The following is a 25254-nucleotide window of genomic DNA, read 5'->3' on the forward strand; positions in this document are numbered from 1 at the left end:
GATGAGCGATTATATTGTAGTGAAATGCGGCGGTAGTATGTTGAATCAATTAAATGATGTGTTTTTTGAATGTATAAAGAAATTGCAACAGAAGTATAAAGTAGTGATTGTTCATGGTGGTGGACCAGAAATTGATGCCAAATTAAAAGATTGTAACATCAACGTAGAAAAAAGAGATGGATTACGGATAACACCAAAAGAAGTTATGGATGTTGTTCAAATGGTGCTATGCGGAAGTACGAATAAAAAACTCGTAATGAATTTACAAAAGCATAATTTACTTGCGGTAGGTTGTTCAGGGTGTGACGGCAATTTACTTCAAATTCAACCTGTCAGCGAAGAGATAGGATATGTAGGGGAAGTAAGTTATGTAGAAACAGCTTTATTAAAAGGATTAATAAATATGGAGTATATTCCTGTTATTGCTCCAATCGGGGTAAATGGTAATGAAATTTATAACATAAATGCGGACAATGCTGCGGCTGGGATTGCGGCCGCGTTAGGGGCAAAAGAGCTTGTTTTTATTACGGATGTAGATGGAATATTACATGAAGGGAATTTGGTAAAGGAAACGGATGAATCTGAAATTGCAACTTTTATAGAAACAGGTGTTATTACAGGTGGGATGATTCCGAAAGTACAGGCGGCACTAGCATCATTAAAAATGGGAGTGCAAAAGATAAGTATTGTGAATGGTACAAAAGATTTTACTGAGGTTACGGGAGAGTGTATTGGAACGACGGTAACGAAAGGCGTGAGTATTGCATGACGAGTCATCTTTTTCAAACGTATGGCAGAAGAACTATTGAGTTTGTAAAGGGAACTGGAACGAAAGTTATTGATAATAACGGTAAGGAATATTTAGATTTCACATCAGGAATTGGCGTATGTAATTTAGGACATTGTCACCCTACTGTTCTCAAAGGTGTACAAGAGCAACTTGATGATATATGGCATATATCTAACCTGTTTACAAACAGCTTACAAGAAGAAGTTGCGTCATTATTAACAGAAAATAGAGCATTAGATTATGTGTTTTTCTGTAATAGTGGGGCAGAGGCAAATGAAGCGGCTTTAAAGTTAGCACGTAAGCATACTGGAAAATCTCTCGTCGTAACATGCCAGCAGTCTTTTCACGGTAGAACATTTGGAACGATGAGTGCAACAGGCCAAGATAAGGTAAAAGAAGGATTTGGTCCATTACTTCCATCTTTTTTACATATCCCTTTTAACGATATTAAAGCATTAGAGGAAGTAATGAATGAAGAAGTTGCGGCGGTAATGGTAGAAGTAGTTCAAGGAGAGGGAGGAGTAATACCTGTTGATCTATCTTTTTTGAAAGAGATTGAAACATTATGTAATAAGTTCGGTTCCTTATTTATTATAGACGAAGTACAAACGGGGATAGGAAGAACTGGAACACTATTCGCTTATGAACAAGTGGGAATAGAGCCTGATATCGTTACCGTTGCAAAGGCACTTGGGAATGGGATTCCTGTCGGAGCGATGATTGGCGGGAAAGAGCTCGGAACGTCGTTTACTGCAGGATCACACGGTTCAACTTTTGGCGGGAATTACATCGCGATGGCTGCAGCGAAAGAAGTATTGCAAGTGAGTAAAAAACCATCGTTTTTAAAAGAAGTACAAGAAAAAGGCGAGTACGTATTAGAGAAGTTGCAAGAGGAATTACAGCATGTCGAATGTATTCAAAATATACGTGGTAAAGGGCTTATGATTGGGATTGAGTGTAAGCATGAAGTTGCAAGTTTTATAGAACAACTAGAAAACGAAGGACTTCTCGTATTACAAGCAGGCCCTAATGTTATAAGACTATTACCGCCACTCATTGTCACGAATGAAGAGTTAGAACAGGCAGTATATATAATAAAAAAAGTAGTTTGTACAAAAAACGTATCAATCATATAAGGGGGAAGTTTCATGTCAACTGTACAAGTACCGAAATTAAATACGAAAGATCTTTTAACACTAGAAGAATTAACGAAAGAAGAAATTATTTCTTTAATTGAGTTCGCTATATATTTAAAAAAGAATAAGCAAGAGCCTTTATTACAAGGCAAAATATTAGGGCTTATTTTTGATAAGCATTCAACTCGTACTCGTGTATCTTTTGAAGCGGGAATGGTACAACTCGGGGGACATGGTATGTTTTTAAGTGGAAAAGAGATGCAAATGGGAAGAGGAGAAACTGTTTCAGATACTGCGAAAGTATTATCGCAGTATATTGACGGGATTATGATACGTACATTCTCGCACGCGGATGTAGAAGAGCTTGCAAAAGAATCGAGTATTCCTGTTATTAACGGTTTAACGGATGATCATCATCCTTGTCAAGCATTGGCAGACCTCATGACAATATATGAAGAAACAAATACATTTAAAGGAATAAAATTGGCTTACGTAGGTGACGGAAATAATGTATGTCATTCATTGTTGCTAGCGAGTGCAAAAGTCGGAATGCATATGACTGTTGCAACGCCTGTAGGATATGAACCGAATGAAGAGATTGTAAAAAAAGCGTTAGCGATTGCCAAGGAAACAGGAGCTGAAATTGAAGTTTTGCATGATCCTGAATTAGCGGTGAATGAAGCTGATTTCATTTATACTGACGTTTGGATGAGCATGGGGCAAGAGGGCGAAGAAGAGAAATATTCTTTATTTCAACCTTACCAAATCAATAACGAACTTGTTAAGCATGCGAAGCAAACATATCGTTTCTTACACTGTTTACCTGCCCATCGTGAAGAAGAAGTAACAGGAAAAATTATAGATGGACCGCAGTCTATCGTCTTTGAGCAAGCTGGTAATCGATTGCATGCTCAAAAAGCGTTATTAGTGAGTTTATTTAAAAATGTAGAAGAGCCTTCCTAAAAGGGAGGTTTTTTTATATTAAAATGTCATATGTATATTTAGTTAACCATTTCGATATCATTTATAATAAAAGAGAAAACTAAATTTGTTTTTCAGAGTGTGTAAGGACATACTACATATAAAAATATAGTTAAAGAGATGATGAGGGTGAAAACAACTAAGAAAACATATTCGTTTTTTCAGCGGATGTGGAGAATATTAAAGTTTCAATATTATAAGTTGCTTCGATCGCCAGAAGGCGCAAAGAAAGTATCGTTAGGGTTTGCTATAGGATTCGGCTTAGAAATGTTAGTCATTTATACGGCATCGCTCGTATATGTAATATTTTATCCAATCGTCAGGTTAGCAAAGGGATCTTTTCCTGCGGCAGTTATTGGCAATATTATTGGGAAAATATCGTTTCTCCCAGTATTTTTATTTCCGCTTGCGTATGCGCTAGGAAAAATGATTTATCCATTTCATGTACAGAAAATTCATCATGAACCATTTACGATATCGGACTTGTTTTCAAGTCACATTTTTACGATATTAAAGAGCTTATTACAAAGTGAAGTGTATGTATTAATTGGAATGACGATTTTAGGAGTTGTGTTTGGTCTCATTTCGTATTTCGTTGTGCATTATTTATACGAAAAGAACCGTAAGTTACGCTTGAAGAAAAGGAAGAAACGAGTGAGAGAACCACTTGTACAATTATAAACAATGTCACATCCATTTTCTCCTTTGAATATGTTTAAGAAAAAGGAGGAGAGGATAATGTATTATTATTACGTACCTCAAGTATATCCATATGTAAATTATTATCCGGTTTATGATACGAGTAGACAATACGAATTATATCGGCAACAACAATTACAGCAATTATCACAAATACCACAATTACCACAACAACAGCCTACACAGGAAAAAAAACCATATTTAACAACATGGCCATATTCCAATGTGTACTATGGTAATTATTACGAATCATAAAGCTGCTTCTATTTAGAAGCAGCTTTATACGTTTGTTTTCAAAATTAAATTTTGAATGGTTTGAAGAGAATGAATGAGCTTTTCGCGCTCTTCCTCAGATAATGTTTGGAAATTTTCTTTTAGTTTGTCTAAAATGAATTGCTGATACTGATTTACTAATAATTTCCCTTCAGCTGTTAGAGAAATTAAAATGACCCGTCGATCTTTTTCGCTATAATGACGCTCTATTAGTTCTTCTTGAATAAGTTTGTTTAATAGAGGTGTCATGTTAGGCCGTGAAATCGCTAGCCGCTTGCCGATTTCGGAAACTGCTAATGTGCCGTTTTCATGCAAAAGCAGTAATACTTGTGTATGTGATGGCGGCATATGTCTTTGAGAAGAAAATTCTCCAGGAAGCATAAATTTGCGATAAAAAAGAGGCACTAGCGAAAGAAGATGATCAACAATACGTTCCCACTCGCGTGATTCCATATAAAGGCCCCCTTCCACTATCATTGTAACAAAAAAGACATGTTATAAAAATAGAATTGTTTCATGGTCGCTTTAATATTTGTAGGATAACACTTGCTTTGTAAATGTATTGGCAATAATTGCATAGCCGTTATCATTTGGGTGTACTTGGTCAAATAATAACTCTTTTTTATCATTCGATATTAATTTGCGAATTGGTAAAACGATAGATGGTTGATTTGTTTTGGAAATGGAATAAACAGATTCATTCCAGCCATCTAAAAACATATCTGCATAACTTGCGATGGAGTCATCGAGTTGTAACGGGTTATAGAGTTCTGAGAGAATGAGTAAAGCATCCGGATTTTGATCTCGAACTGTCTTTACAATACTTTTTATATCCGCTTCAAAATGAGCTTTTTCTTTATTTAACATTTTTATACCATCTATAACACCAACATCACGATTTAAACGAAATAAATTATTTCCTCCAATATTAATTGTAATTATATTTGCTGCTCTAATTTTTTCCTTTACATCTTCTGATTGAACTTTTTTAGCGAGACGATCTGTTGTAAGACCGTTTACCCCAAGGTTTTCTACTGTAATTGGTTTATGAATTTGTGCTTCTATTTGCTTAGAAGCTAATTCAGCAAATCCACCTTGTGTCGATCCGTATCCTTTAGCGAGTGAATCACCTAATACAAGATGATAAAAAGATTCGTTTGTTTGCTTATCAATCCAATTTGGGGCAGATGTTTTTTCTGTTTTTTCTTCAGATTCATTTTGTTTTGTCTCGTCGTTCTTTTCAAAATAAGAATAAGAAATGATCAGAAGGAGGAGACAAACAATTGTTAAGATGACTTTTTTCATAAATTCATCCTCCTTGTAATTGGTAATTGTATCATATTCAGCAGTATTAGCAATGTAAGGGCATATTATATGTTTATGAAAAGTTTATAATAACTTTACAGAAAATTTGTTGAAGTTTGTCAAAAAATATTGACGATAGGAAAGAACTTTATATATGATAATGTCAGATAAGGTGAAACTTTAACTAGTGGGAGCTTTATTTCCTTTTAATTAATAGTCTTCATCAATCGGGCGTTTAAGGGGACTACTCGTTAGCGCAGGGTGAAATGAAAATTGTGTCTCTAATAGAAGAAAAAAGGTATGTGGTTAGAGACAGATAGGGATTCATTTCATTATTTCTGGTAATTGTATAAGGGGGATTTTTTGTGAAAAAGTCAAAAAAAATGCTAGCTGGAGCAACTCTTGCGATTGGTGTAATGGCACCGCAAGTAATGCCAGCAACAGCTCATGCAGATGAGAACACTGGGGAGAGTACAGTTAACTTACGAATTCTAGAAACATCAGATATTCACGTTAACTTAATGAATTACGATTATTATCAAACGAAAACAGATAATAAAGTAGGTCTTGTACAAACGGCAACACTCGTTAATAAAGCACGTGAAGAAGTGAAAAACTCTGTCCTATTTGATGATGGGGATGCATTACAAGGGACACCGCTTGGGGATTACGTAGCGAATAAAATAAAAGATCCGAAGAATCGTGTGGATCCTAGTTATACACATCCATTATATCGTGTAATGAATTTAATGAAGTATGACGTCATCTCTCTTGGGAATCATGAATTTAACTACGGTTTAGATTATTTAAAGGAAGTGACTAGTAAAGCAAAAATTCCGGTTATTAACTCGAATGTCTACAGAGATGACCATGATGGTAATGATGAGAATGACGAGCATTACTTTGATAGACCATATCATATTTTAGAGAAAGAAGTAGTGGATGAAGCAGGCCAAAAACAAATAGTGAAAATTGGTGTAATGGGATTTGTTCCACCACAAATTATGAATTGGGATAAAGCGAATTTAGAAGGACAAGTAAAAGCAAAAGATATTGTGCAAACAGCGAAAAAATTAGTTCCGGAAATGAAGGCGCAAGGTGCGGATATTATAGTTGCACTAGCGCATTCAGGTGTTGATAAGAGTGGATACAACGAAGGAATGGAAAATTCATCGTTTTATTTAGCGACAGAAGTTCCTGGCGTAAATGCAGTATTAATGGGACATTCACATACTGAAGTGAAGGATGTATTTAATGGTGTTCCAGTTGTAATGCCGGGTGTTTTTGGTAGTAACTTAGGTATTATTGATATGCAATTGAAAAAGGTAAACGGAAAATGGGAAGTGCAAAAAGATCAGTCTAAGCCGCAACTTCGTCCGATTGCTGATAGTAAAGGTAATCCATTAGTAGCATCTGATCAAAAATTAGTTAATGAAATTAAAGATGAACATGAAAAGACAATCGAATATGTAAATACACATGTAGGTAAAACGAAAGCACCAATTAATAGTTATTTTTCATTAGTACAAGATGATCCTTCCGTACAAATTGTGACAAATGCGCAAAAATGGTATGTAGAACAAGAACTTAAAAAACCAGAATACGAAAAGATTAAAGATATTCCAGTTTTATCTGCAGGAGCACCATTTAAAGCAGGTGGCCGAAACGGTGCGACATATTATACTGATATTCCAGCTGGAACGTTAGCAATTAAAAACGTTGCAGATTTATACGTGTATCCAAATACGTTATATGCTGTAAAAGTAAATGGGGCACAAGTGAAAGAATGGCTTGAAATGTCTGCAGGTCAGTTTAATCAAATTGATCCAAAGAAAACAGAAGAACAGCCGTTAGTAAATATAGGCTATCCTACATATAACTTCGATATTTTAGATGGCTTAAAATACGAAATTGATGTAACACAACCGGCGAAATACGATAAAGATGGAAAAGTTGTAAATGCAAATGCTAATCGTATTGTAAATATGACATATGAAGGTAAGCCAGTAGCTGACAATCAAGAGTTCATCGTCGCTACAAATAACTATCGTGGAAGTAGCCAAACGTTCCCAGGTGTAAGTAAAGGGGAAGTTGTATACCAATCACAAGATGAAACACGTCAAATCATTGTGAAGTATATGCAAAAAATAAAAGATATTGATCCAGCAGCTGATCAAAATTGGACATTTAAACCGATTGTTGCAGATAAATTAAATACAACATTTGATTCTTCACCAAATGCACAAAAGTATATAAAGAAAGATGGAAAGATTTCATATGTTGGACCATCTGAAAATCAATTTGCGAAATATGCAATTGATATAACGAAGAAAAATGATGATAAAGAAACTGGTGAAGGAAATCCAACAACACCGCCAACAGGTGGTGGAGAAAACCAAACGACACCGCCAACAGGTAATGGAGAAAACCCAACACCACCAACAGAAGAAGGTAATAATGGTAATGAACCAAAGCAAGATGGAAACAATACTGGATCTGGACAAACTACAACAGATGATCAAAATACAAAAGAAACAACAACTGTAAGTGAAAATAAAGAAGCTGAAAAAGATGAACGTGATTTACCGAAAACAGGTGCAAGTATTGCTTCTACAATTGGAGCGGGTCTTGCGTTTGTTGGAGCGGGATTACTTATGTTATTTAGAAGAAAGAAAGCGAATAGATAGTCGAGAAATATAAAAAGGATTACCGATTTGGTAATCCTTTTTATTATATTATGAAACTGGTACTGCTTTTTCTTTTTTCCATGAAAGACCGAATCCAGTAAAACCGACGATAATGGTTACGACTGGACAAGCTAAACAGAAGATTGCGTATGGCAGGTAATCGAATGTTGGAACGCTAAGAACGTTTGTTAAGAATACGCCACTTACACCCCATGGTACGAGTGGATTAATTACTGTACCAGCATCTTCTAATACTCGTGATAAATTACGACGTTCTAAACCGACTTCATCGTATTTATTAGCGAATGCTTGTCCTGTTAAAACGATAGATAAGTATTGCTCACCAAGTAAGAAGTTTACACCAATTGCAGTTGAAGCAGTAGAAATAATTAAGCGTGTACTAGTTTTTACGAAGCTAGAGATAATATTCATCAGCTGCGCTATAATACCCATTCCTTGTAATAATCCTCCCATACAAAGAGCTAGGAAAATAAGAGCAATTGACATCATCATACTTTGCAGGCCACCGCGAGATAATAAGCTGTCAATGTCTTTGATACCAGTTTTAGAAACGTAACCGTCTTGCATAATTTTTATTAAATCAGCTAAAGAAGTGCTAGGTTTAAAAATAAAGAGAATAATAATCCCTACCACAATTCCTGCAAGTAATGTTGGAACTGCGGGTACCTTTTTAAATGCGAATAGGAACAGTAATAAAATAGGAATCAGTGTAACGATAGAAATCGTTGCATTTTTTTCTAGTGTGTTAATAAATGCTGAGAAATCAACGTTTCCACCAGATCCGCTTCCTAAAATGAAAAATGCGATAAAAGCAATAATGAAAGCTGGCACTGTTGTCCAAAGCATGTTACGAATATGTTCAAATAAATCTACACCTGTTACAGCAGGCGCTAAGTTTGTTGTATCAGATAAAGGAGACATTTTATCTCCGAAGAATGCACCAGAAATAATTGCACCAGCAATAAGAGCTGGATCGTATCCAAGGGCAGTACCCATTCCCATAAAGGCAAGTCCTACAGTTGCAGCAGTTGTAAATGCACTACCGATACTCGTTCCAACAATTGCACAAACAACAAAAACAGTTGGAACGAAAATTTTTGGAGATACAAGTTGGAAGCCGTATACCATTAAAGTGGGAATAGTTCCAGCTGCGATCCAAACGCTAATTAATACGCCTACAAGTAAGAAAATAAATATAGATGGAATGCCAGCTGAAATACTACTAATCATCCCTTTCTCCATAGTAGACCAAGAGATTTTCTTCAAGAATCCAAATGCTAATAAAAGAACGATACCAAATAAAATTGGGATGTGTGGTGAAACTTCTAATTGAATAACACTAAAACCAATACAGAAAAAGATAAAAATTGTTAAAAGAACAGACTCAATTTTTGAAACCATTGTTTTCCCCTCCTAAGTAATGTGAAATAGCTCTTTTTTATATAAAATTCGCCAATATTGTATATTTCCTTCTAAAATTTAGAATTTTGTGACAAATTACCGGTAATTGTTAGTCCTTCTATATGATACGGAAATGATTGGATAAAAAAACGTCCCTGCATATAATTATGCAGGGACGAAGAAATCGCGGTACCACCCTAGCTTGTGAAATGAATGTATCACAAAATAAAGGGTCATATGATATGCGCTTATAAAATAAAAAACGCCCCTGCAATATATGCAGGGACGAAAAATTCGCGGTACCACCCTAAATTGTGAAACAGTTTCGTTTCACCACTCTTTAGACATAACGGTCTATAACCGTCTTTCACTACTCCTTACGTTTCGTAAAAGAAGCTCCAGGGGGTAATTCATAATTCGCTCTGTACTGGTTCGCACCGACCACCAGCTCTCTGAAATCAGAAATCGAAATACTACTAAATCCTATCAACGCCGATTCATATGATGTTAGTTAAATTTTTATCATATATTCATCATACATGTCAATAAAAATATGTGATATTTTTTTAGGGAAATAAAGGAGATAGGTTTTAACACTAAAAAATGTGCGTTATAATGAATTTGAAAGGGGAGGAAAGAGTGAAGAAAAAAATAATTCTTTTTACCACCTTACTAGTCATTGGCGGAAGTGCTGGCATTTACACAGCTTTTGCAGCTGAATCAGAGCAAGCGAAGAAAAAGCAAGTACAGCAGTCAGAAGTGAAGAAAGCGAAAGAAGCGGAAGAGAAGAAGTCGATGGAGAAAGCAGCTACGAAACTAGGGGTTTCTAGTGATGGAAAAACAAAAGAAGAAATTACGAAAGAAGTAAATAAGGCTAGATTTGAGCAGCGTCATGATTTATTAATTGAGCATGCGAAGCAGCTTGGAATTAATACAGAGGGAAAAAAAGATGAAGAAATTATTTTAGAAATTGGAAAGATACAGCATGGAAAGTAGAACAACTTATCGTATGATAAGTTGTTCTTTTTTAAGAACTATTTGATTTTAAAATAATTGACAGTCATTCAGATTTAATGTTAACTTTGTTTATAAACAAGTTAACATTAGGGGTGACAATTGTGACAATAAATAGTAAAACGATTGAAAAATCATCTTATACATATGAAGAATTAGCAGAGAAAAATAAAGCTTACGTATGGCACCCATTTACACAAATGAAAGATTATTTAGAAGAAGATCCTGTCATTATTGAACGTGGAGAGGGAAGAAAGCTATACGATGTAAATGGTAATGAATATTGGGATGGTGTTTCATCTATATGGTTAAATGTTCACGGACATCAAGTACCGGAATTAGATGAAGCAATTCGTGAGCAATTAAATAAAATTGCTCATTCTACTATGCTAGGACTTGCTAACGTTCCATCTATTTTATTAGCAGAAAAAATTATTGAGGTTGTACCAGATGGATTGAAGAAGGTATTCTATTCTGATTCAGGTTCTACCGCTGTTGAAATTGCAATTAAGATGGCTTTCCAATATTGGCAGCATAAAGGGAAACGAAAGAAACAAAGATTCGTTACATTAAAAGAAGCATATCACGGTGATACAATTGGAGCTGTTTCGGTAGGAGCAATAGACTTGTTTCACCAAGTGTATAGTTCGCTCTTATTTGATGCGATTAAAATGCCGTATCCATATACGTATCGTTCTCCTTACGGAAATAATAAGGAGGAAATTGTAAAAAGCCATTTAGAAGAAATGGAAGAATTGTTGAAAGAAAAGCATGAAGAAGTAGCTGCCATCATTGTAGAGCCATTAATGCAAGGTGCTGGCGGGATGATTACAATGCCAAAAGGATATTTAAAAGGACTGCGCGATTTATGTACTAAGTACAATGTATTATTTATTACAGATGAGGTAGCGACTGGATTTGGGCGTACAGGGAAAATGTTTGCTTGTGAACATGAAAATGTGACGCCAGACATTTTAACTGCCGGGAAAGGTTTAACAGGTGGATATTTACCAATTGCAGTTACGGTAACGACAGATGAAATATATAATGCCTTCTTAGGAGAATATGAAGAACAAAAAACATTTTTCCATGGACATAGCTACACAGGCAATCCGTTAGGGTGTGCCGTAGCAATCGCGAATTTAGAGCTATATGAAAAAACAAATTTAATAGAAGAAGTGACACATAAAACGGATTATGTGGCAGCGCAATTAGAAAAGCTCTTTGCGTATAAACATGTAGGTGATATTCGTCAGTGCGGATTAATGGTTGGTATTGAGCTTGTGAAGAATAAGGAAACGAAAGAAGCGTTTGACTGGACAGAAAGAGTTGGTGTTCAAGTATGTAAACGCGCAAGAGAGCTGGGTATGATCTTGCGACCGCTCGGTAATACGATTGTATTTATGCCACCTCTTGCTTCTACAATTGAGGAGATTGATGATATGTTACGTATTTTGTATAAAGCAATCTCGGATGTTACGGAGGGAGAATAATGAGCGGTTTTTTTATAACAGCAACAGATACTGAAGTGGGGAAAACTGTCGTTGCCGGTGCATTAGCCGGTGTATTTAGAGAATTGGGATATAACATCGGAGTATATAAACCGTTGCAAAGTGGGCATGTTGCATCAAACCCTGAGGGAGATGCGGCAAGGTTAAAAGCATTATCAGGTGTGCCGACACAAGAAAATGAAATTTGCCCTTATTCTATTGAAGAACCACTTGCTCCGAGACTTGCGATGAAAAGAGCTGGAAGAGTAGTAAAGTTAAAAGAAATTACTGATTACTATAATGAACTATTAAAAGAGTTTAATAGCTTATTTGTAGAAGGGGCAGGTGGGCTTGCTGTCCCATATACAGAAGATGCTTTAGTAATTGATTTTGCAAAAGAATTACAGTTGCCTCTTATTGTAGTAGCTCGTCCTATATTAGGAACAGTAAATCATACAGTGTTAACGATTGCTTACGCAAAGGCGCATGGCTTAACCGTAGCGGGTGTCATTTTATCAGGTTGCAAAGAATGTGAAATGGAAAGAGTGCAAGAAAATAAAGAGATGATTGAAGAGCTGAGCGGGGTACCAGTTTTAGGATTATTACCATTCTTTGAAGGTGAGTTTACGAAAGAAGAAGTATTAGAATCTGCAAAAGAACATATTATGATTTCAAAATTAGAGGAGTTTATCCAAAATGAATCAAACGTGGCGGGCGCACCTTCAATGTAAATTACAACAATTACATGAGCAAGGGCAGTATCGTGATTTGCATGTAACAGAGAAGGCAGAAGAGACTTGGCTTATTCGAGATAAAAAAAGGATGTTAAATTTAGCGTCAAATAATTATTTAGGGTTAGCTGGAGATGAAAGGTTAAAAGAAGCTGCTATTGCCTGTACAAAAAGATATGGAACTGGAGCGACTGCCTCTCGTCTCGTTGTAGGAAATCATCTATTATATGAAGAGGTTGAGAGAAGCATATGTGACTGGAAAGGTACTGAAAGAGCTTTAATTGTAAATAGTGGGTATACGGCAAATATAGGTGCCATATCTTCTTTAGCCTCTCGGCACGATATTGTTTTTAGTGATAAGTTAAATCACGCAAGTATTGTTGATGGAATCATATTAAGCGGGGCAGAGCATAAAAGGTATCGTCATAATGATTTGGATCATTTAGAGAAGTTGTTGAAAATGGCTTCGCCTGAAAAAAGGAAATTAATCGTAACAGATACCGTTTTTAGTATGGACGGTGATACTGCGTATTTGAGAGATTTAGTACAGCTGAAAGAGAAATACGGGGCAATCATTATAGTCGATGAAGCACATGCGAGTGGAATATATGGAATCGGCGGAGCTGGGTTATCTCATATAGAAAAAAATCTTTCTCAAAAAATTGATATACATATGGGGACGTTTAGCAAGGCTTTAGGGTGTTATGGTGCGTATTTGACAGGTGATGAAATTTATATAGAGTATTTACAAAATATGATGAGAAGCTTTATTTTTACTACAGCTTTACCACCAAGTACGTTAGGAGCGGTGCAAAAAGCAATTGAAATTGTAAAAGAAGATAACGAAAGAAGAGAGAACCTTATAGCAAACGGAGAATACTTCAGAACTAAATTAAGGGATGCTGGTTTTGATATTGGGAATAGTTCAACTCATATTGTACCGATTGTAGTCGGTTCAAATGAACATGCTTTACGGTTTAGTAAAAGGTTGCAAGGGGCAGGGATTGCGGCCATTGCAATTCGTCCGCCAACTGTGCCGGTTCATAGTTCTCGAATTCGCTTTGCAGTTACATCGCAACATACAATAGCTGATTTAAAATGGGCTATTGACCGAATTATCCACATTGCGAAAGAAGAGGAGCTTTTCGTATGAATGAGCTAAAGATTATTTTTATCCCCGGATGGGGAATGGAAGAGAATATTTGGGATTTAGTACTTCCGTATTTTAAAGGATATTCTGTTCAATGCATAGATTGGCGTAATGTGAAAGAACGAAGTGAATTTGCGGAACGAATTATAGATGTAGCGCATAATGACAACGTAATATTGGTTGGATGGTCACTAGGAGCGTTAGCAGCAGTTGAAGCTTATAAAAAGATTCAGGCAAAAGGCATCGTATTAATTGGTGGTACTGCTAAATTTACAAATACGAGCGATTACAGTAACGGATGGAATGCTTTGCATGTAGAACGGCTGAAAAGGAATTTGGCGAGAAGGAAAGAAGATACGCTCAAGCGGTTTTATGAAAATATGTTTACGAAAGATGAGCTAAAAGAGAATAAAAACTTTGAAGACATTGTAGACCGTTTTAAAGGTGATTCTATTCAGTCTTTACAACTAGGTTTAGATTATTTAATAGAAACAGATATGAGAGAAGAACTAAAAGAAATTAAAGTACCTATACTACTTATTCACGGAGAACAGGATGTAATATGCCCATTGTCTGCGGCACGTAGTATGACGGAAAATAGCAGCAGCGAGCTGAAAGTAGTAAGTGAAGCAGGGCATGCATTATGTGTGACGAATTTTGAATATTGCGCAAATGAAATAATTCAATTTGTAGAGGGGATACGACATGATCAACAAAACGTTACTACAAAAACGGTTTAATGGGGCAGCCGTATCTTACGATCGATATGCAAATGTACAAAAAAAGATGGCACATTCATTACTTTCAATCTTAAAGGAACGATATAGTGAAACGGCATCAATACGTATTTTAGAACTAGGATGCGGGACGGGGTATGTAACAGAGCAATTATCAAAGTTATTTCCGAAATCACATATTACAGCAGTTGATTTTGCTGAAAGTATGATTGCGATTGCGCAAACTAGACAAAATGTAAAAAATGTAACGTTTCACTGTGAAGATATTGAGCGATTACGATTAGAAGAATCATATGATGTCATTATTTCAAATGCTACATTTCAATGGTTAAATAATTTACAACAAGTGTTAAGAAATTTATTTCAACATTTGTCTATAGATGGGATATTACTCTTTTCAACGTTTGGACATGAAACATTTCAAGAATTGCATGCTTCGTTCCAACGTGCGAAAGAAGAAAGAAATATAAAAAATGAAACATCGATTGGTCAACGTTTTTATTCAAAAGATCAGTTGCTTCATATATGTAAGATAGAAACAGGAGATGTGCATGTTTCTGAAACATGTTACATAGAGAGTTTTACAGAAGTTAAGGAGTTTCTGCATTCTATTCGAAAAGTAGGAGCAACTAATAGCAATGAAGGATCATATTGTCAAAGTCCCTCACTCTTTCGTGCGATGCTACGCATATACGAAAGAGACTTCACGGGAAATGAAGGGATAATGGCAACGTATCATGCTTTATTTATACATATAACAAAAGAGGGGAAGAGATGAAATGAAACAAGTACAAACAAAAAGGGATTGGAAAAAACTTGCATACGACGTAGTGGAAGAGAAAATGATTACGAAAGAAGATGCAATAGCGATATTAGAAGCTGATGATACAGAAGTTTTAGAAATTATGAATGCAGCTTACATTATTCGCCATCATCACTTTGGTAAGAAAGTAAAATTGAATATGATTATTAATACGAAATCTGGATTATGTCCTGAAGATTGTGGATATTGCTCACAGTCTATTATTTCAGAAGCACCGATTGATAAATATGCATGGTTAACGCAGGAGAAGATTGTAGAAGGGGCACATGAAGCAATACGCCGTAAAGCAGGTACATATTGTATTGTAGCGTCTGGTCGTCGTCCGACGGATAAAGAGGTAAATCACGTAATTGGAGCAGTTAAGGAAATTCGTGAAACGACAGACTTGAAGATTTGTTGTTGTTTAGGTTTCTTAAATGAAGATCAAGCAGGACGTTTAGCGGAAGCAGGCGTGCACCGTTATAACCACAACTTAAATACACATGCAAATAATTACGATAGTATTTGTTCAACTCATACGTATGATGATCGTGTTGATACAGTTCAAAAAGCAAAACAAGCGGGCATTTCCCCATGCTCTGGAGCGATTTTTGGCATGGGAGAAACAATTGAAGAGCGTGCTGAAATTGCATTTGAATTACAACGTATAGATGCAGATTCTATCCCTTGTAATTTCCTTGTTGCTGTAAAGGGGACACCTCTTGAAGGGCAAAAAGAGTTAACGCCAGTAGAATGTTTAAAAGTACTGGCAATGATGCGTTTTGTAAACCCGACAAAAGAAATTCGTATTTCAGGAGGACGTGAAATCAATTTACGTTCTGTACAGCCAATCGGTTTATTTGCAGCGAATTCTATTTTTGTCGGGGACTACTTAACGACAGCTGGACAAGAGCCGACTGCAGACTGGGGTATGATTGCAGATTTAGGATTTGAGATTGAAGAGTGTGCATTATAAGATAGATGAAAAAGCAAACTTGTAAAAGGGTTTGCTTTTTTTGTAAATAAAATGTAATAAATAGTTGTGAACGCCTGTTACTATTGGTTTTTGAACGAAAAAAAGAATTTTTGTGGACGAATTTTCCAAGCCCTAGTTGTACATAGTAAATATGTAATTTATATTGGGTTGGAGGATTTTACATGTACAAATACATATTAGCGATTATGACTTGTTTAATTTTAATAAAAGCAATAAGTTCTGATCCAGTTAAGGCTGCTGAAAATCCTGAACAAAAAGAGATGCAACAAAGAATCGAACAACACTTTCGAACGAAAGCTGAACATTTTGGATTGAAAACGGAAGGAAAAGATTTAAAGGAAGTTAGAAAAGAAATTACTATTATAGAAGAAGCGAAAAAAAGAGAGAATGTATGGAGAACAGCACAAGCTCTTCATATAAAAACAGAAGGAAAAACGATGAATGAATTAATAAAAGATGTACAAAAAAAGGTGAAAAAATAAAAAGAGGCCGCAGCCTCTTTTTTTATGCCCATTGTTTTGATAAGTGAGCCATTTCAATTGCAGCAACAGCTGATTCATATCCTTTATTACCAGCTTTCGTACCTGCGCGTTCAATCGCTTGTTCAATTGTTTCTGTCGTTAATACGCCGAAAATAACTGGGATGTCCATTTGTAGTGATAAAGACGCAACACCTTTTGCTACTTCATTACAAACGTAATCGTAGTGAGTTGTAGCACCTCGGATTACAGTACCTAATGTAATAACAGCATCATACTTTCCGCTACTAGCCATCTTTTTAGCGATTAAAGGAATTTCAAATGCACCAGGAACCCAAGCAACATCAATATCACTTTCTTCTACACCGTGACGCTTTAATCCGTCTAAAGCGCCGCCAAGTAACTTACTTGTAATAAATTCGTTAAAACGTCCAACAACAACTCCAACTTTTAATCCTGTACCAACTAAATGACCTTCGAATACCATAATAAATCTCTCCTTTAATTATAAGTTTAGTAAGTGTCCTAATTTGTTTACTTTCGTTTGTAAATACGATTTATTCTCTTCTTTTGCTGGCATTTGCAACGGTACACGCTCGACTACTTCTAAATCGTAACCTTGTAAGCCAGCAATTTTTCTTGGGTTATTCGTTAATAATCGTAAACTCTGTAAACCTAAATCTTTTAATATTTGAGCACCGATACCGTAATCACGAAGATCAGCAGGGAAGCCGAGTTTTTCATTTGCTTCTACAGTATCGAATCCTTCTTCTTGTAATTTATAAGCACGAAGCTTATTAAGAAGCCCAATGCCTCTTCCTTCTTGCCTCATATAAAGAAGAACACCTTTTCCTTCACGCTCAATTTGAGCAAGTGCTGCATGGAGTTGTGGTCCGCAATCGCAGCGATGTGAACCGAATACATCTCCTGTTAAGCATTCAGAATGAACACGCACAAGTACCGGTTCACCTGTTGAAATATCACCTTTTACAAGTGCGATATGTTCTTTCGTATCTAATGAGTTAGAATAGCCAATTGCGTGGAAAGTACCGAAATCTGTAGGTAATGTAATTTCCACTTCTCTCGTCACAAGTGTTTCATGATGGCGGCGGTAAGCAATTAAATCTTCTATTGTAATCATTTTTATATCAAATTGTTTTGCGCATTCTATTAAATCAGGTACACGTGCCATCGTGCCGTCCTCATTTATAATCTCGCAAATAACTCCAGCTGGTTCGGCACCGCATAGCTTTGCTAAATCAACAGCAGCTTCTGTATGACCTGCACGACGCAGGACACCGCCTTCTTTCGCAATTAATGGAAAGATATGTCCAGGTCGATTGAAATCAGCGCCTTTTGATGCGGGGTTTAACAATTCTTGTATCGTAGTTGCACGTTCGTGAGCGCTAATCCCTGTTGTTGTAGAGACATGGTCAATGCTCACTGTAAACGCAGTATGATGTGAATCTGTATTATGAGATACCATTGGTTCTAATTGTAGACGTTCTGCGTACCCTTCCGTAATCGGTACACAAACGAGACCACGGCCATGTGTAATCATAAAATTAATTGTTTCTGGTGTAATGTACTCTGCTAAAGCAATAAAATCGCCTTCATTTTCTCGGTTTTCATCATCACATACGATAACGACTTTACCTTTTTTTAAATCTTCTAGAGCTTCTTCAATACGATGAAACATTGTGCTTCCCCCTTATAGAAATCCGTTTTCTTGTAAAAAGCTTTCGGTCATTGAACCTACTCGTTTTGTAGGTTTAGTAATAAAGCGTTCGATATATTTACCAATCATGTCACACTCAATGTTTACGATATCTCCGGCATTTTTTTCTCCAATGACAGATTCGCTTACTGTGTGCGGGATGAGTGAAATCGTTATGGAAGATTCGTCTATATCAAATATCGTTAAACTCGTTCCATCAACAGCAATGGACCCTTTCTGCAAACAATAGCGCAGCAGGTCATCAGAAATTGCTATTTTGTAATAGACGGCATTGTAATGTTGTTTTTTATTTAAAATCGTTCCGATTCCATCAATATGTCCTGAAACGAAATGTCCACCGAATCGTCCGTTTGCAGCCATTGCTCGCTCTAAATTTACTTTAGAGTGCGGTTTAAGCATGCGAAGTGATGTCGACTGCATCGTTTCAGGCATTGCATCAACTGTAAATGAAGTAGTTGTAAAGTTTGTTACAGTTAAGCAAATACCGTTAACCGCGATACTATCACCTAAGTGAACATCTGATAAAATTTTCTTTGCATGAATCGTTAATTTCATCGCTTCTCCGCTTTGTTGCATGTTTGCTATCGTTCCTAATTCTTCTACAATTCCTGTAAACATTTCGTCACCTCGTTTCGGGCATTCGCAACGATTTTTATATCATCACCAATTTGTTTCATCTCTTGAATTTTCAAGGGAAGCGCATCTTGTAATTTTGAAAAACCATTTCCTCCAAATAAAGTAGGAGCATCTTTCCCACCAATTAATTTCGGGCTTATATAGGTTACAATTTCATTAAAATTGTTTGTTTTTAAGAAACTTGCATGAATCGATTGGCCACCTTCAACGAATAGAGAAAGAATTTGTTTCTCTCCAAGAAAGGAAAGAAGGTCCTCGATTTCTATATGCTTCGTTTCCATTTGGAATATAGCTATATTTTTAGATTCATAAGAAGATATCTTCTCTTTCTTTACATCCTTACCGACAATAATCCATGTCGGTGCTAAACCATCTGTTATAACATGAGAAGATGGTGGCGTTCGTAAATGGGTATCTAAAACAACGCGAATAGGATGTTTCCCACCATTTGGAATTCTTGTTGTTAAATGAGGATTATCAGCTATAACTGTATTCACTCCAACAAGAATTGCATCATGTGTATGGCGATATTGGTGAACATCAGCACGTGCTTCTTCACCTGTAATCCACTTACTTTCACCAGTTACAGTTGCTGTTTTTCCATCTAAGCTCATCGCTGTTTTGATTGTTACAAAAGGGCGCTTCGTTTTCATGTAGTGAAAAAAGTAGCGATTTAATAAAACTGCTTCTGCTTCAAGAACACCGGTAGTTACTTCAATTCTAGCTTCCTCTAATCTTCTTTTTCCGTTACCAGAAACGAGCGGATTACAATCGAGAGTAGCAATTACAACACGCTTAACTCCTTTTTCGATGAGCAATTCACAACAAGGTGGTGTTTTTCCAAAGTGGCTACACGGTTCCAGTGTTACATAAACGGTAGCGTCTTTGGCGTTCTGACCAGCCATTTGAAGGGCATGAACTTCTGCGTGTTCTTCACCAGCTCGTAAATGAGCCCCCATACCAACGATGTTTCCATCTTTTACAACAACAGCACCAACCATAGGATTTGGACTTGTTTGTCCTGATGTCCCTTCTGCTAACTGCAGGGCAATCCTCATATATTCTTGATCTGTCATTTTCTTCACCTCTCCTAAAAAAATCAAAAAACCCCAAGGATTTAATATCCTTGGGGTTTGGGAGACGTGATTTCTAGAAATATAGTTTGAATACGAAAGCATAGGAAAGAAACCTAACGATAATTGATATTTCTGCATAAGGAAAAAACCTAGCAAAATATCGAATTTTTAAACGCTAGTTGTCTCTTTTTATTTCAGTATAAAAAATAAGTATAGAAAATTAAACATATATAAAGAATCAAAATGAATCTTTAAAAATATGCATACTGAAATAAAAGTGTATTCACTATATAAAAAACTAGAAACATATCCTTCTCCCATCCAGACTATACTGTCGGCCCTAGAGTTTCACTAGATCCACCGTTTTCGAGTTGAAAACGGGTCACGGACTTAGAAGTTTTCACTTCATCACCGCCGGTTGGGAATTTCACCCGACCCCGAAGGATGCTGTTTGCTCAAATTATAGCACAAAAAAAATAAAAGGCTAGTAAAAAATATTCGAATGTGAAGAATTGTGTGAAAATATATGCAGGCTGGAATGGAAATAAAAGTATTAGAAATGTTGTAAGGAGAAGGGATATAACGGAGTTGCTAAAAAGAAAAAACATGCACAAAAAAATGTGCATGTCACATGTAAAATTATTCTGCCTCTGGTGCTCTAACAACAGACTCGAATTTACCTTTATGCGAAGCGTCGCAATAAGGCATATTTTTTGATAAACCACAACGGCATAAAGAAAATGCCGGTTTTGCTGGGAATACATTCCCTTGTGAGTCGACTAATTCCACGTCCCCTGTAACGCGAAAAGAGCCATTATCATTTACTTTAATTTGTACTTTTGCCAACGTTATCCCTCCTTCCCAAACGCTTAATTTCATCATATAATCAAGGGAAGTGCTTGACAATATAAAAAGAGCACTTTGTTTGAGAAAGAAGAGAGTGTTATAATAGTTTTCATAACTGACTAGAGTAAGGTGACGAGAGATGGATAAACAATTACATACATTACGAAACATTGCAAATGAGCGCACGTGGGCATCATTTTTGAATGATAATCATCCATATAGTTTGTTACATTGGTCCATTGCAGGTGTAGGGCAAGAGGCAAAGGATGTTTGGTTACTTCAAGATGAAGTAACATTTCAAACGACAGAATTCCCAACGTTAGATGATGCAATGCAATGGATTTCTGAAAATATGGAACAAGTTACAGACGTTTTAGCGCAATAAAAAACAGGCTTATGCAAGCCTGTTTTTTGTTTCTTTCACATATGTGTTTAAAAATTGATCGACGGCTGCTTCGTACTCTTCTTTATTTTCGTTATAAGAGCAAGCGTGTGCACCGTGTTCTGCAATATAAAGCTGCTTATTATTTTCTTTCGCTTCATATAACGCTTTTGTCATATCAGCTAAAATATAGTCGTCATCTTTACTATGAATAAAGAGAACGGGATTGTTAATGTTTTTTATACAGTCGATTGGTGAAACTTCACGAATTGTATAACCGTCACGAACTTTTAAAAATGCGTTTGCTAAAGGTAATAAAGGCCATTTTGGTAGATGGAATTCAACCTTTAAACGGTGCTGTAATTGTCCGTGAAAATCAGAGAAAGGACAATCTGCAATATAGAAATCAGCACCATCTTCTACAAGTCCTGCGTATTGAAGAAGTGTTGCAGCTCCCATAGATTCACCATGAATACCAAGTGTAATATTGGTGCCAAAACGGTTTTTTAGCCAGTCAACTACGGATTTTAAATCATGTTTTTCATAGTATCCATAGCTTGTTGTTTTTCCGCCAGTTTTACCATGACGACGATGATCGTAAATGAGGACGTTATATCCCCTTTTTAAGAATAAGTTTGCATATTTTACAGAGTTTATTTTATTTACAGTTACACCGTGGCAAAAAACCATAAACTTATTGGTGGAATGACCAGCAGGAATGTAATATCCGTGAAGGTCGTATCCGAATTGTGAAGGGATATGAATTTCTTCTTTATGAAGAGCATCAAAATCCTCTATACGAAAATGTTTTTTCGTTTCTCTTTCGAGTACTTCTTCCTCTGTTTTTTTCTTTAAGTACATCACTTTATTTGTAAAGAAAATCCCAAGGGCAGTTATTGCACCTAGTATAGTAAACAATGCTGCAAAAAAACGTTTCATACTTTACCTCATCCTCCAAATACCGTTACATGTGATACACTTATATTGTATCACAATGATATAAAAGGGGAGAAATAGGAAATGCTGCATATACAAAAAATTACGCCAGCGATGAAAGAAACAATCCGAATGTTCATGTGTGAGAACTGGGGAAGTTCATTGATGGTTTCACGTGGTAAGGGACATCAGTTAGAAGAGTTGCCAGGATTTGTTGCGCTCTCAGATGACAGAATAATCGGAATTATAACGTATGAAGTGACCGGAAATATATGCGAAATTGTATCGCTAGATAGCTTTGAAGAAAGAAAAGGAATAGGGACGAAACTTGTGGATTGTGTATTACAAGTTGCAGAAGAAGAACGGTGCAGACAGGTTTGGCTTATTACAACAAATGATAATATGAATGCGTTACGATTTTACCAAAAGCGTAATTTTGTAATGACTAATTTATATGTGAATGCGGTAGAGGAGGCACGAAAAATAAAGAAAGAAATTCCACGTATGGGATATGATAATATCCCAATTTTACATGAAATTCAGTTGGAGTATCGTTTAGTGAAATGATGTAACAATTTTCAGAAATGTGAGTTATTAATCTTGACGGATAGTGTAATTTAGGTTACCGTAAAATTGTAATCTATTACCATATTAAGGGGTGACGATGTGGCAACTATACGTGATGTTGCAAAATTGGCAGGTGTTTCAGTCGCAACCGTTTCACGAGTTATTAATGAAAAAGGATACGTTCATGAGGACACAGTAAAACAAGTAAAGGAAGCAATTGAAGAATTACGTTATAGGCCAAACAGTGCAGCGAAGCCACTATTTAAAGAGAATTCAACGATAATTGCATTACTTGTAGATAATTTATGTAACCAATCAAACATCACTTTGCTACATTGTATTGAGGAAATAGCATATAAAGAAGGCTATCAAATCATTATTTGTAATATAGAGAATAAAGATAGATACATACATATGCTGAAGCAAAATAACATTGCAGGTGTTATTTTGACGAGAGCAGTTTTTAAAAGTGTAGGAGAAATTCCATTTCCGTTTGTTGTGATCGATGAGCAACAATCACATGGAAATTATTATGAAAGTGGACAGAGAGCTGTTTCTTTATTAAAAGAGAAAGGGTGTCATTTTCTTGCATATTTCGGTGAGGGAGAAGAAAGTGAAGAAATGGAAGATCATATAGCAGGGTTTTTAGACGCTGTTTGGGATGAAGGAATCTCTTATCGAGAAGAATGTGTACAAGGGTATACAAATAAACAATTTATTACATTATTGCAAAACAATCCGTATATAGATGGAATTGTAGCCTCAAGTGATCAGATTGCTATTGAGTTAATTCGGTCAGCGAGATTTCTAAATATACATATACCAGATAAATTAAAAATTGTTGGACCGAATGGGAGTATAGAGTGTGAATGGATAGGTTCATCACTACCGACAATTGAAAGCTATGTCAAAGATAACGGAAAAGTAGCTTTTCAACAATTAAAAGGAAAAATAAAAAAGTAAAAGGTGCGTTTTATACGCACCTTTTTATAATGTAATTGCGGCAATAAAGCCAAATATAAGTAACGGTATATTGTAATGTAGAAAAGTGGGTACACATGTATCCCATATATGATGGTGCTGACCATCAGCATTTAAACCGGATGTTGGTCCAAGGGTACTATCCGATGCTGGAGATCCTGCGTCACCTAGTGCTCCGGCTGTACCGATAATTACAATTGTGGCCATTGGACTAAATCCAAGCTGAATGCAAAGAGGTACAAAAATGGTTGTTAAGATAGGGATGGTTGAAAAGGATGAACCAATTCCCATCGTAACGAGAAGTCCAATAACGAGCATAAGAAATGCAGCGAGTGGTTTGTTATTTCCAATTATATGTGCACTCGTTTGCACCAGAGATTCAACATGTCCTGTTTTTCGAAGAACAGCGCCGAATCCAGCGGCAGCAATCATAACAAAGCCAATAAAGGACATCATACGCATTCCGCTTGTTAATATCGCATCTGCTTCTTTAAGTGGTAGACTGCCACTAACTGATAAGACGATAATACCTGCTAAAGCACCGAAAATCATTGATTCTGTTGTTAATTGAACAGTTAATGTAGCAATGATAGATAATAACCCGAAAGTAATGCTACGTTTTGTATAGGGAACGATTTCATTTTCGGTAGTATGAATTTGTTCTGTTTCATACGTACGAGGTTTTCGGTACGTAATGAATACCGCTACACATAATCCAATAATCATACCAATTGCTGGAATAGTCATTGCTTTTGGAATAAGTGTGACATCAAATGTAAGGCCGCTTTGCGCAGCGTTGGTTTGTAATACGTCATGATAAATTTTTCCGAATCCTGCAGGGATCCACATATAAGGAGTAATCAATCCAAATGTAATAATACATGTGACAAGTCTGCGATCCACTTTCAGCTCATTTAATACTTTTAAAAGTGCTGGAATTAAGATGGGGATGAAAGCAATGTGAACAGGAATCACATTTTGTGAGAAACAAGCCATCGTTAAAATAATGAATAAAATAAGTATTTTAGAATAAACTTGTTTTTTCGTGTCTTGTTCATTGCCAATCCATTTTAATGCAGTTTGAATCATAGCATCTGGAAGTCCTGTTTTGGAAAGGGAAATAGCGAAACCACCAAGCATTGCATAACTTAAAGCGATTGGAGCACTGTTTCCAAGACCAGTTGTAAAAGTGTTAATCGTTTCTGAAATACCGAGTCCGCCGATAAGTCCGCCTGTTAAAGCTCCAACAATGATGGCGACAATGACCTGGACACGTAACAAACTAAGCAATAGCATAATTGCTACTGCGACGAGTACAGCGTTCATAATAAATGTAATCTCCCTAAATTTTTATTCTGTTAAGACAAGTAAATATGAAACATTTTGCTATGTTTATACA

General features: G+C 36.2%; 27 protein-coding genes, 1 riboswitch and 1 other annotated feature. Of the genes, 17 read left to right on the forward strand and 10 right to left on the reverse strand.

The features are described from left to right. The first annotated feature begins 1 nt into the window (after position 1). The 5 genes from argB to DN404_RS13800 all read left to right on the forward strand — a co-directional run bounded on the left by argB (position 2) and on the right by DN404_RS13800 (position 3861). Positions 2–769, forward strand: a complete 768-nt coding sequence (gene argB, locus DN404_RS13780; RefSeq protein WP_001286797.1) for an acetylglutamate kinase — start codon at positions 2–4, stop codon at positions 767–769. Beyond that, positions 766–1926 (forward strand): acetylornithine transaminase, encoded by a 1161-nt coding sequence (locus tag DN404_RS13785; RefSeq protein WP_000200556.1) that lies wholly within the window; start codon positions 766–768, stop codon positions 1924–1926. The genes argB and DN404_RS13785 overlap by 4 nt, the downstream gene beginning before the upstream one ends. Before the next feature lie 12 nt (positions 1927–1938). Continuing rightward, entirely contained in the window at positions 1939–2889 is a 951-nt protein-coding gene (gene argF, locus DN404_RS13790) for an ornithine carbamoyltransferase (protein WP_000108862.1), read from the forward strand. A gap of 138 nt (positions 2890–3027) precedes the next feature. Further along, the gene (locus DN404_RS13795) at positions 3028–3588 is read left to right on the forward strand and encodes a DUF2062 domain-containing protein (protein ID WP_002005691.1); all 561 of its coding nucleotides are present in this window, start codon (positions 3028–3030) and stop codon (positions 3586–3588) included. Positions 3589–3645: 57 nt separating this feature from the next. Next, on the forward strand, positions 3646–3861 hold the full coding sequence (locus DN404_RS13800; RefSeq protein WP_000291956.1) for a hypothetical protein: 216 nt from the start codon (positions 3646–3648) through the stop codon (positions 3859–3861). A gap of 24 nt (positions 3862–3885) precedes the next feature. Here the strand turns inward: DN404_RS13800 and DN404_RS13805 are convergent, their stop codons facing one another. After that, the gene (locus DN404_RS13805; RefSeq protein ID WP_000445819.1) at positions 3886–4332 is read right to left on the reverse strand and encodes a MarR family winged helix-turn-helix transcriptional regulator; all 447 of its coding nucleotides are present in this window, start codon (positions 4330–4332) and stop codon (positions 3886–3888) included. A 72-nt stretch (positions 4333–4404) separates the two neighbouring features. Next, the gene (locus tag DN404_RS13810) at positions 4405–5184 is read right to left on the reverse strand and encodes a GDSL-type esterase/lipase family protein (protein WP_000755851.1); all 780 of its coding nucleotides are present in this window, start codon (positions 5182–5184) and stop codon (positions 4405–4407) included. A 365-nt stretch (positions 5185–5549) separates the two neighbouring features. Between DN404_RS13810 and cpdB the strand changes: the two genes are divergently transcribed. Then, positions 5550–7871, forward strand: coding sequence for a bifunctional 2',3'-cyclic-nucleotide 2'-phosphodiesterase/3'-nucleotidase (gene cpdB / locus DN404_RS13815; RefSeq protein WP_006921480.1), 2322 nt, complete (start codon positions 5550–5552; stop codon positions 7869–7871). 48 nt (positions 7872–7919) lie between these two features. Here cpdB and nhaC read toward each other — a convergent pair whose 3' ends face one another. After that, positions 7920–9293, reverse strand: a complete 1374-nt coding sequence (gene nhaC, locus DN404_RS13820; RefSeq protein WP_000253730.1) for a Na+/H+ antiporter NhaC — start codon at positions 9291–9293, stop codon at positions 7920–7922. Between the two features lie 278 nt (positions 9294–9571). Continuing rightward, positions 9572–9792: a binding site (T-box leader), on the reverse strand. Positions 9793–9932: 140 nt separating this feature from the next. Between nhaC and DN404_RS13825 the strand changes: the two genes are divergently transcribed. The 8 genes from DN404_RS13825 to DN404_RS13860 all read left to right on the forward strand — a co-directional run bounded on the left by DN404_RS13825 (position 9933) and on the right by DN404_RS13860 (position 16696). Continuing rightward, positions 9933–10289 (forward strand): hypothetical protein, encoded by a 357-nt coding sequence (locus tag DN404_RS13825; RefSeq protein WP_016123313.1) that lies wholly within the window; start codon positions 9933–9935, stop codon positions 10287–10289. A gap of 77 nt (positions 10290–10366) precedes the next feature. Further along, positions 10367–11800, forward strand: a complete 1434-nt coding sequence (gene bioA / locus DN404_RS13830; RefSeq protein ID WP_149215135.1) for an adenosylmethionine--8-amino-7-oxononanoate transaminase — start codon at positions 10367–10369, stop codon at positions 11798–11800. After that, the gene (gene bioD, locus DN404_RS13835; RefSeq protein ID WP_006921472.1) at positions 11800–12528 is read left to right on the forward strand and encodes a dethiobiotin synthase; all 729 of its coding nucleotides are present in this window, start codon (positions 11800–11802) and stop codon (positions 12526–12528) included. Before bioA ends, bioD begins: the two co-directional genes overlap by 1 nt. Continuing rightward, positions 12494–13681 carry an 8-amino-7-oxononanoate synthase gene (gene bioF, locus DN404_RS13840; RefSeq protein ID WP_001077286.1) on the forward strand — a complete coding sequence of 396 codons (1188 nt, stop codon included), beginning with the start codon at positions 12494–12496 and terminating at the stop codon, positions 13679–13681. The genes bioD and bioF overlap by 35 nt, the downstream gene beginning before the upstream one ends. After that, the gene (locus tag DN404_RS13845) at positions 13678–14418 is read left to right on the forward strand and encodes an alpha/beta fold hydrolase (RefSeq protein WP_001004172.1); all 741 of its coding nucleotides are present in this window, start codon (positions 13678–13680) and stop codon (positions 14416–14418) included. The genes bioF and DN404_RS13845 overlap by 4 nt, the downstream gene beginning before the upstream one ends. Continuing rightward, positions 14384–15193, forward strand: a complete 810-nt coding sequence (gene bioC / locus DN404_RS13850; RefSeq protein ID WP_000608914.1) for a malonyl-ACP O-methyltransferase BioC — start codon at positions 14384–14386, stop codon at positions 15191–15193. Before DN404_RS13845 ends, bioC begins: the two co-directional genes overlap by 35 nt. 1 nt (position 15194) lies before the next feature. After that, positions 15195–16193: a biotin synthase gene (gene bioB, locus DN404_RS13855; protein WP_000815856.1), complete on the forward strand. Its 999-nt coding sequence runs from the start codon at positions 15195–15197 to the stop codon at positions 16191–16193. 182 nt (positions 16194–16375) lie between these two features. Then, on the forward strand, positions 16376–16696 hold the full coding sequence (locus tag DN404_RS13860; protein WP_000280032.1) for a hypothetical protein: 321 nt from the start codon (positions 16376–16378) through the stop codon (positions 16694–16696). 22 nt (positions 16697–16718) lie between these two features. Here the strand turns inward: DN404_RS13860 and ribH are convergent, their stop codons facing one another. The 5 genes from ribH to DN404_RS13885 form a co-directional block, all read right to left on the reverse strand. Then, positions 16719–17180, reverse strand: coding sequence for a 6,7-dimethyl-8-ribityllumazine synthase (ribH, locus tag DN404_RS13865; RefSeq protein WP_000230899.1), 462 nt, complete (start codon positions 17178–17180; stop codon positions 16719–16721). A gap of 18 nt (positions 17181–17198) precedes the next feature. Then, positions 17199–18392, reverse strand: coding sequence for a bifunctional 3,4-dihydroxy-2-butanone 4-phosphate synthase/GTP cyclohydrolase II (ribBA, locus tag DN404_RS13870; protein ID WP_000468976.1), 1194 nt, complete (start codon positions 18390–18392; stop codon positions 17199–17201). A gap of 12 nt (positions 18393–18404) precedes the next feature. Continuing rightward, on the reverse strand, positions 18405–19049 hold the full coding sequence (gene ribE / locus DN404_RS13875; RefSeq protein WP_000493900.1) for a riboflavin synthase subunit alpha: 645 nt from the start codon (positions 19047–19049) through the stop codon (positions 18405–18407). Continuing rightward, positions 19031–20143, reverse strand: a complete 1113-nt coding sequence (gene ribD, locus DN404_RS13880) for a bifunctional diaminohydroxyphosphoribosylaminopyrimidine deaminase/5-amino-6-(5-phosphoribosylamino)uracil reductase RibD (protein ID WP_149215136.1) — start codon at positions 20141–20143, stop codon at positions 19031–19033. The genes ribE and ribD overlap by 19 nt, the downstream gene beginning before the upstream one ends. A gap of 305 nt (positions 20144–20448) precedes the next feature. Further along, positions 20449–20592: riboswitch (FMN riboswitch) on the reverse strand. Between the two features lie 190 nt (positions 20593–20782). Beyond that, a complete protein-coding gene (locus DN404_RS13885) occupies positions 20783–20989 on the reverse strand; it encodes a CDGSH iron-sulfur domain-containing protein (RefSeq protein ID WP_001151582.1) in 207 nt (68 codons plus the stop codon). Positions 20990–21128: 139 nt separating this feature from the next. Here DN404_RS13885 and DN404_RS13890 point away from each other — a divergent pair, with 139 nt between their 5' ends. Further along, the gene (locus DN404_RS13890; RefSeq protein ID WP_000360793.1) at positions 21129–21374 is read left to right on the forward strand and encodes a DUF2552 family protein; all 246 of its coding nucleotides are present in this window, start codon (positions 21129–21131) and stop codon (positions 21372–21374) included. Positions 21375–21383: 9 nt separating this feature from the next. Here DN404_RS13890 and DN404_RS13895 read toward each other — a convergent pair whose 3' ends face one another. Continuing rightward, complete coding sequence (locus DN404_RS13895; protein WP_000819234.1) at positions 21384–22310, reverse strand: alpha/beta hydrolase; 927 nt, start codon at positions 22308–22310, stop codon at positions 21384–21386. Between the two features lie 81 nt (positions 22311–22391). Between DN404_RS13895 and DN404_RS13900 the strand changes: the two genes are divergently transcribed. Together DN404_RS13900 and DN404_RS13905 are read left to right on the forward strand one after the other, a co-directional pair. After that, positions 22392–22874 (forward strand): GNAT family N-acetyltransferase, encoded by a 483-nt coding sequence (locus DN404_RS13900; RefSeq protein WP_000902435.1) that lies wholly within the window; start codon positions 22392–22394, stop codon positions 22872–22874. 99 nt (positions 22875–22973) lie between these two features. After that, complete coding sequence (locus DN404_RS13905; RefSeq protein ID WP_000201346.1) at positions 22974–23837, forward strand: LacI family DNA-binding transcriptional regulator; 864 nt, start codon at positions 22974–22976, stop codon at positions 23835–23837. 24 nt (positions 23838–23861) lie between these two features. Here DN404_RS13905 and DN404_RS13910 read toward each other — a convergent pair whose 3' ends face one another. Further along, entirely contained in the window at positions 23862–25181 is a 1320-nt protein-coding gene (locus tag DN404_RS13910) for a Na+/H+ antiporter family protein (RefSeq protein ID WP_149215137.1), read from the reverse strand. Positions 25182–25254: the final 73 nt, after the last annotated feature.

This window comes from Bacillus sp. TE8-1 (genome assembly GCF_008368855.1).
In the GTDB taxonomy this organism is placed as follows: Bacteria; Bacillota; Bacilli; order Bacillales; family Bacillaceae_G; genus Bacillus_A; species Bacillus_A cereus.

Excerpts from the sequence above, each read along its gene's own strand:
- argB (WP_001286797.1), top strand. The coding sequence starts at position 2 with ATGAGCGATTATATTGTAGTGAAATGCGGCGGTAGTATGTTGAATCAA.
- DN404_RS13785 (WP_000200556.1), top strand. The coding sequence starts at position 766 with ATGACGAGTCATCTTTTTCAAACGTATGGCAGAAGAACTATTGAGTTT.
- argF (WP_000108862.1), top strand. The coding sequence starts at position 1,939 with ATGTCAACTGTACAAGTACCGAAATTAAATACGAAAGATCTTTTAACA.
- DN404_RS13795 (WP_002005691.1), top strand. The coding sequence starts at position 3,028 with ATGATGAGGGTGAAAACAACTAAGAAAACATATTCGTTTTTTCAGCGG.
- DN404_RS13800 (WP_000291956.1), top strand. The coding sequence starts at position 3,646 with ATGTATTATTATTACGTACCTCAAGTATATCCATATGTAAATTATTAT.
- DN404_RS13805 (WP_000445819.1), bottom strand. The coding sequence starts at position 4,332 with ATGGAATCACGCGAGTGGGAACGTATTGTTGATCATCTTCTTTCGCTA.
- DN404_RS13810 (WP_000755851.1), bottom strand. The coding sequence starts at position 5,184 with ATGAAAAAAGTCATCTTAACAATTGTTTGTCTCCTCCTTCTGATCATT.
- nhaC (WP_000253730.1), bottom strand. The coding sequence starts at position 9,293 with ATGGTTTCAAAAATTGAGTCTGTTCTTTTAACAATTTTTATCTTTTTC.
- bioA (WP_149215135.1), top strand. The coding sequence starts at position 10,367 with ATGTTAACTTTGTTTATAAACAAGTTAACATTAGGGGTGACAATTGTG.
- bioD (WP_006921472.1), top strand. The coding sequence starts at position 11,800 with ATGAGCGGTTTTTTTATAACAGCAACAGATACTGAAGTGGGGAAAACT.
- bioF (WP_001077286.1), top strand. The coding sequence starts at position 12,494 with ATGAATCAAACGTGGCGGGCGCACCTTCAATGTAAATTACAACAATTA.
- DN404_RS13845 (WP_001004172.1), top strand. The coding sequence starts at position 13,678 with ATGAATGAGCTAAAGATTATTTTTATCCCCGGATGGGGAATGGAAGAG.
- bioC (WP_000608914.1), top strand. The coding sequence starts at position 14,384 with ATGATCAACAAAACGTTACTACAAAAACGGTTTAATGGGGCAGCCGTA.
- bioB (WP_000815856.1), top strand. The coding sequence starts at position 15,195 with ATGAAACAAGTACAAACAAAAAGGGATTGGAAAAAACTTGCATACGAC.
- DN404_RS13860 (WP_000280032.1), top strand. The coding sequence starts at position 16,376 with ATGTACAAATACATATTAGCGATTATGACTTGTTTAATTTTAATAAAA.
- ribH (WP_000230899.1), bottom strand. The coding sequence starts at position 17,180 with ATGGTATTCGAAGGTCATTTAGTTGGTACAGGATTAAAAGTTGGAGTT.
- ribBA (WP_000468976.1), bottom strand. The coding sequence starts at position 18,392 with ATGTTTCATCGTATTGAAGAAGCTCTAGAAGATTTAAAAAAAGGTAAA.
- ribE (WP_000493900.1), bottom strand. The coding sequence starts at position 19,049 with ATGTTTACAGGAATTGTAGAAGAATTAGGAACGATAGCAAACATGCAA.
- ribD (WP_149215136.1), bottom strand. The coding sequence starts at position 20,143 with ATGACAGATCAAGAATATATGAGGATTGCCCTGCAGTTAGCAGAAGGG.
- DN404_RS13890 (WP_000360793.1), top strand. The coding sequence starts at position 21,129 with ATGGATAAACAATTACATACATTACGAAACATTGCAAATGAGCGCACG.
- DN404_RS13895 (WP_000819234.1), bottom strand. The coding sequence starts at position 22,310 with ATGAAACGTTTTTTTGCAGCATTGTTTACTATACTAGGTGCAATAACT.
- DN404_RS13900 (WP_000902435.1), top strand. The coding sequence starts at position 22,392 with ATGCTGCATATACAAAAAATTACGCCAGCGATGAAAGAAACAATCCGA.
- DN404_RS13910 (WP_149215137.1), bottom strand. The coding sequence starts at position 25,181 with ATGAACGCTGTACTCGTCGCAGTAGCAATTATGCTATTGCTTAGTTTG.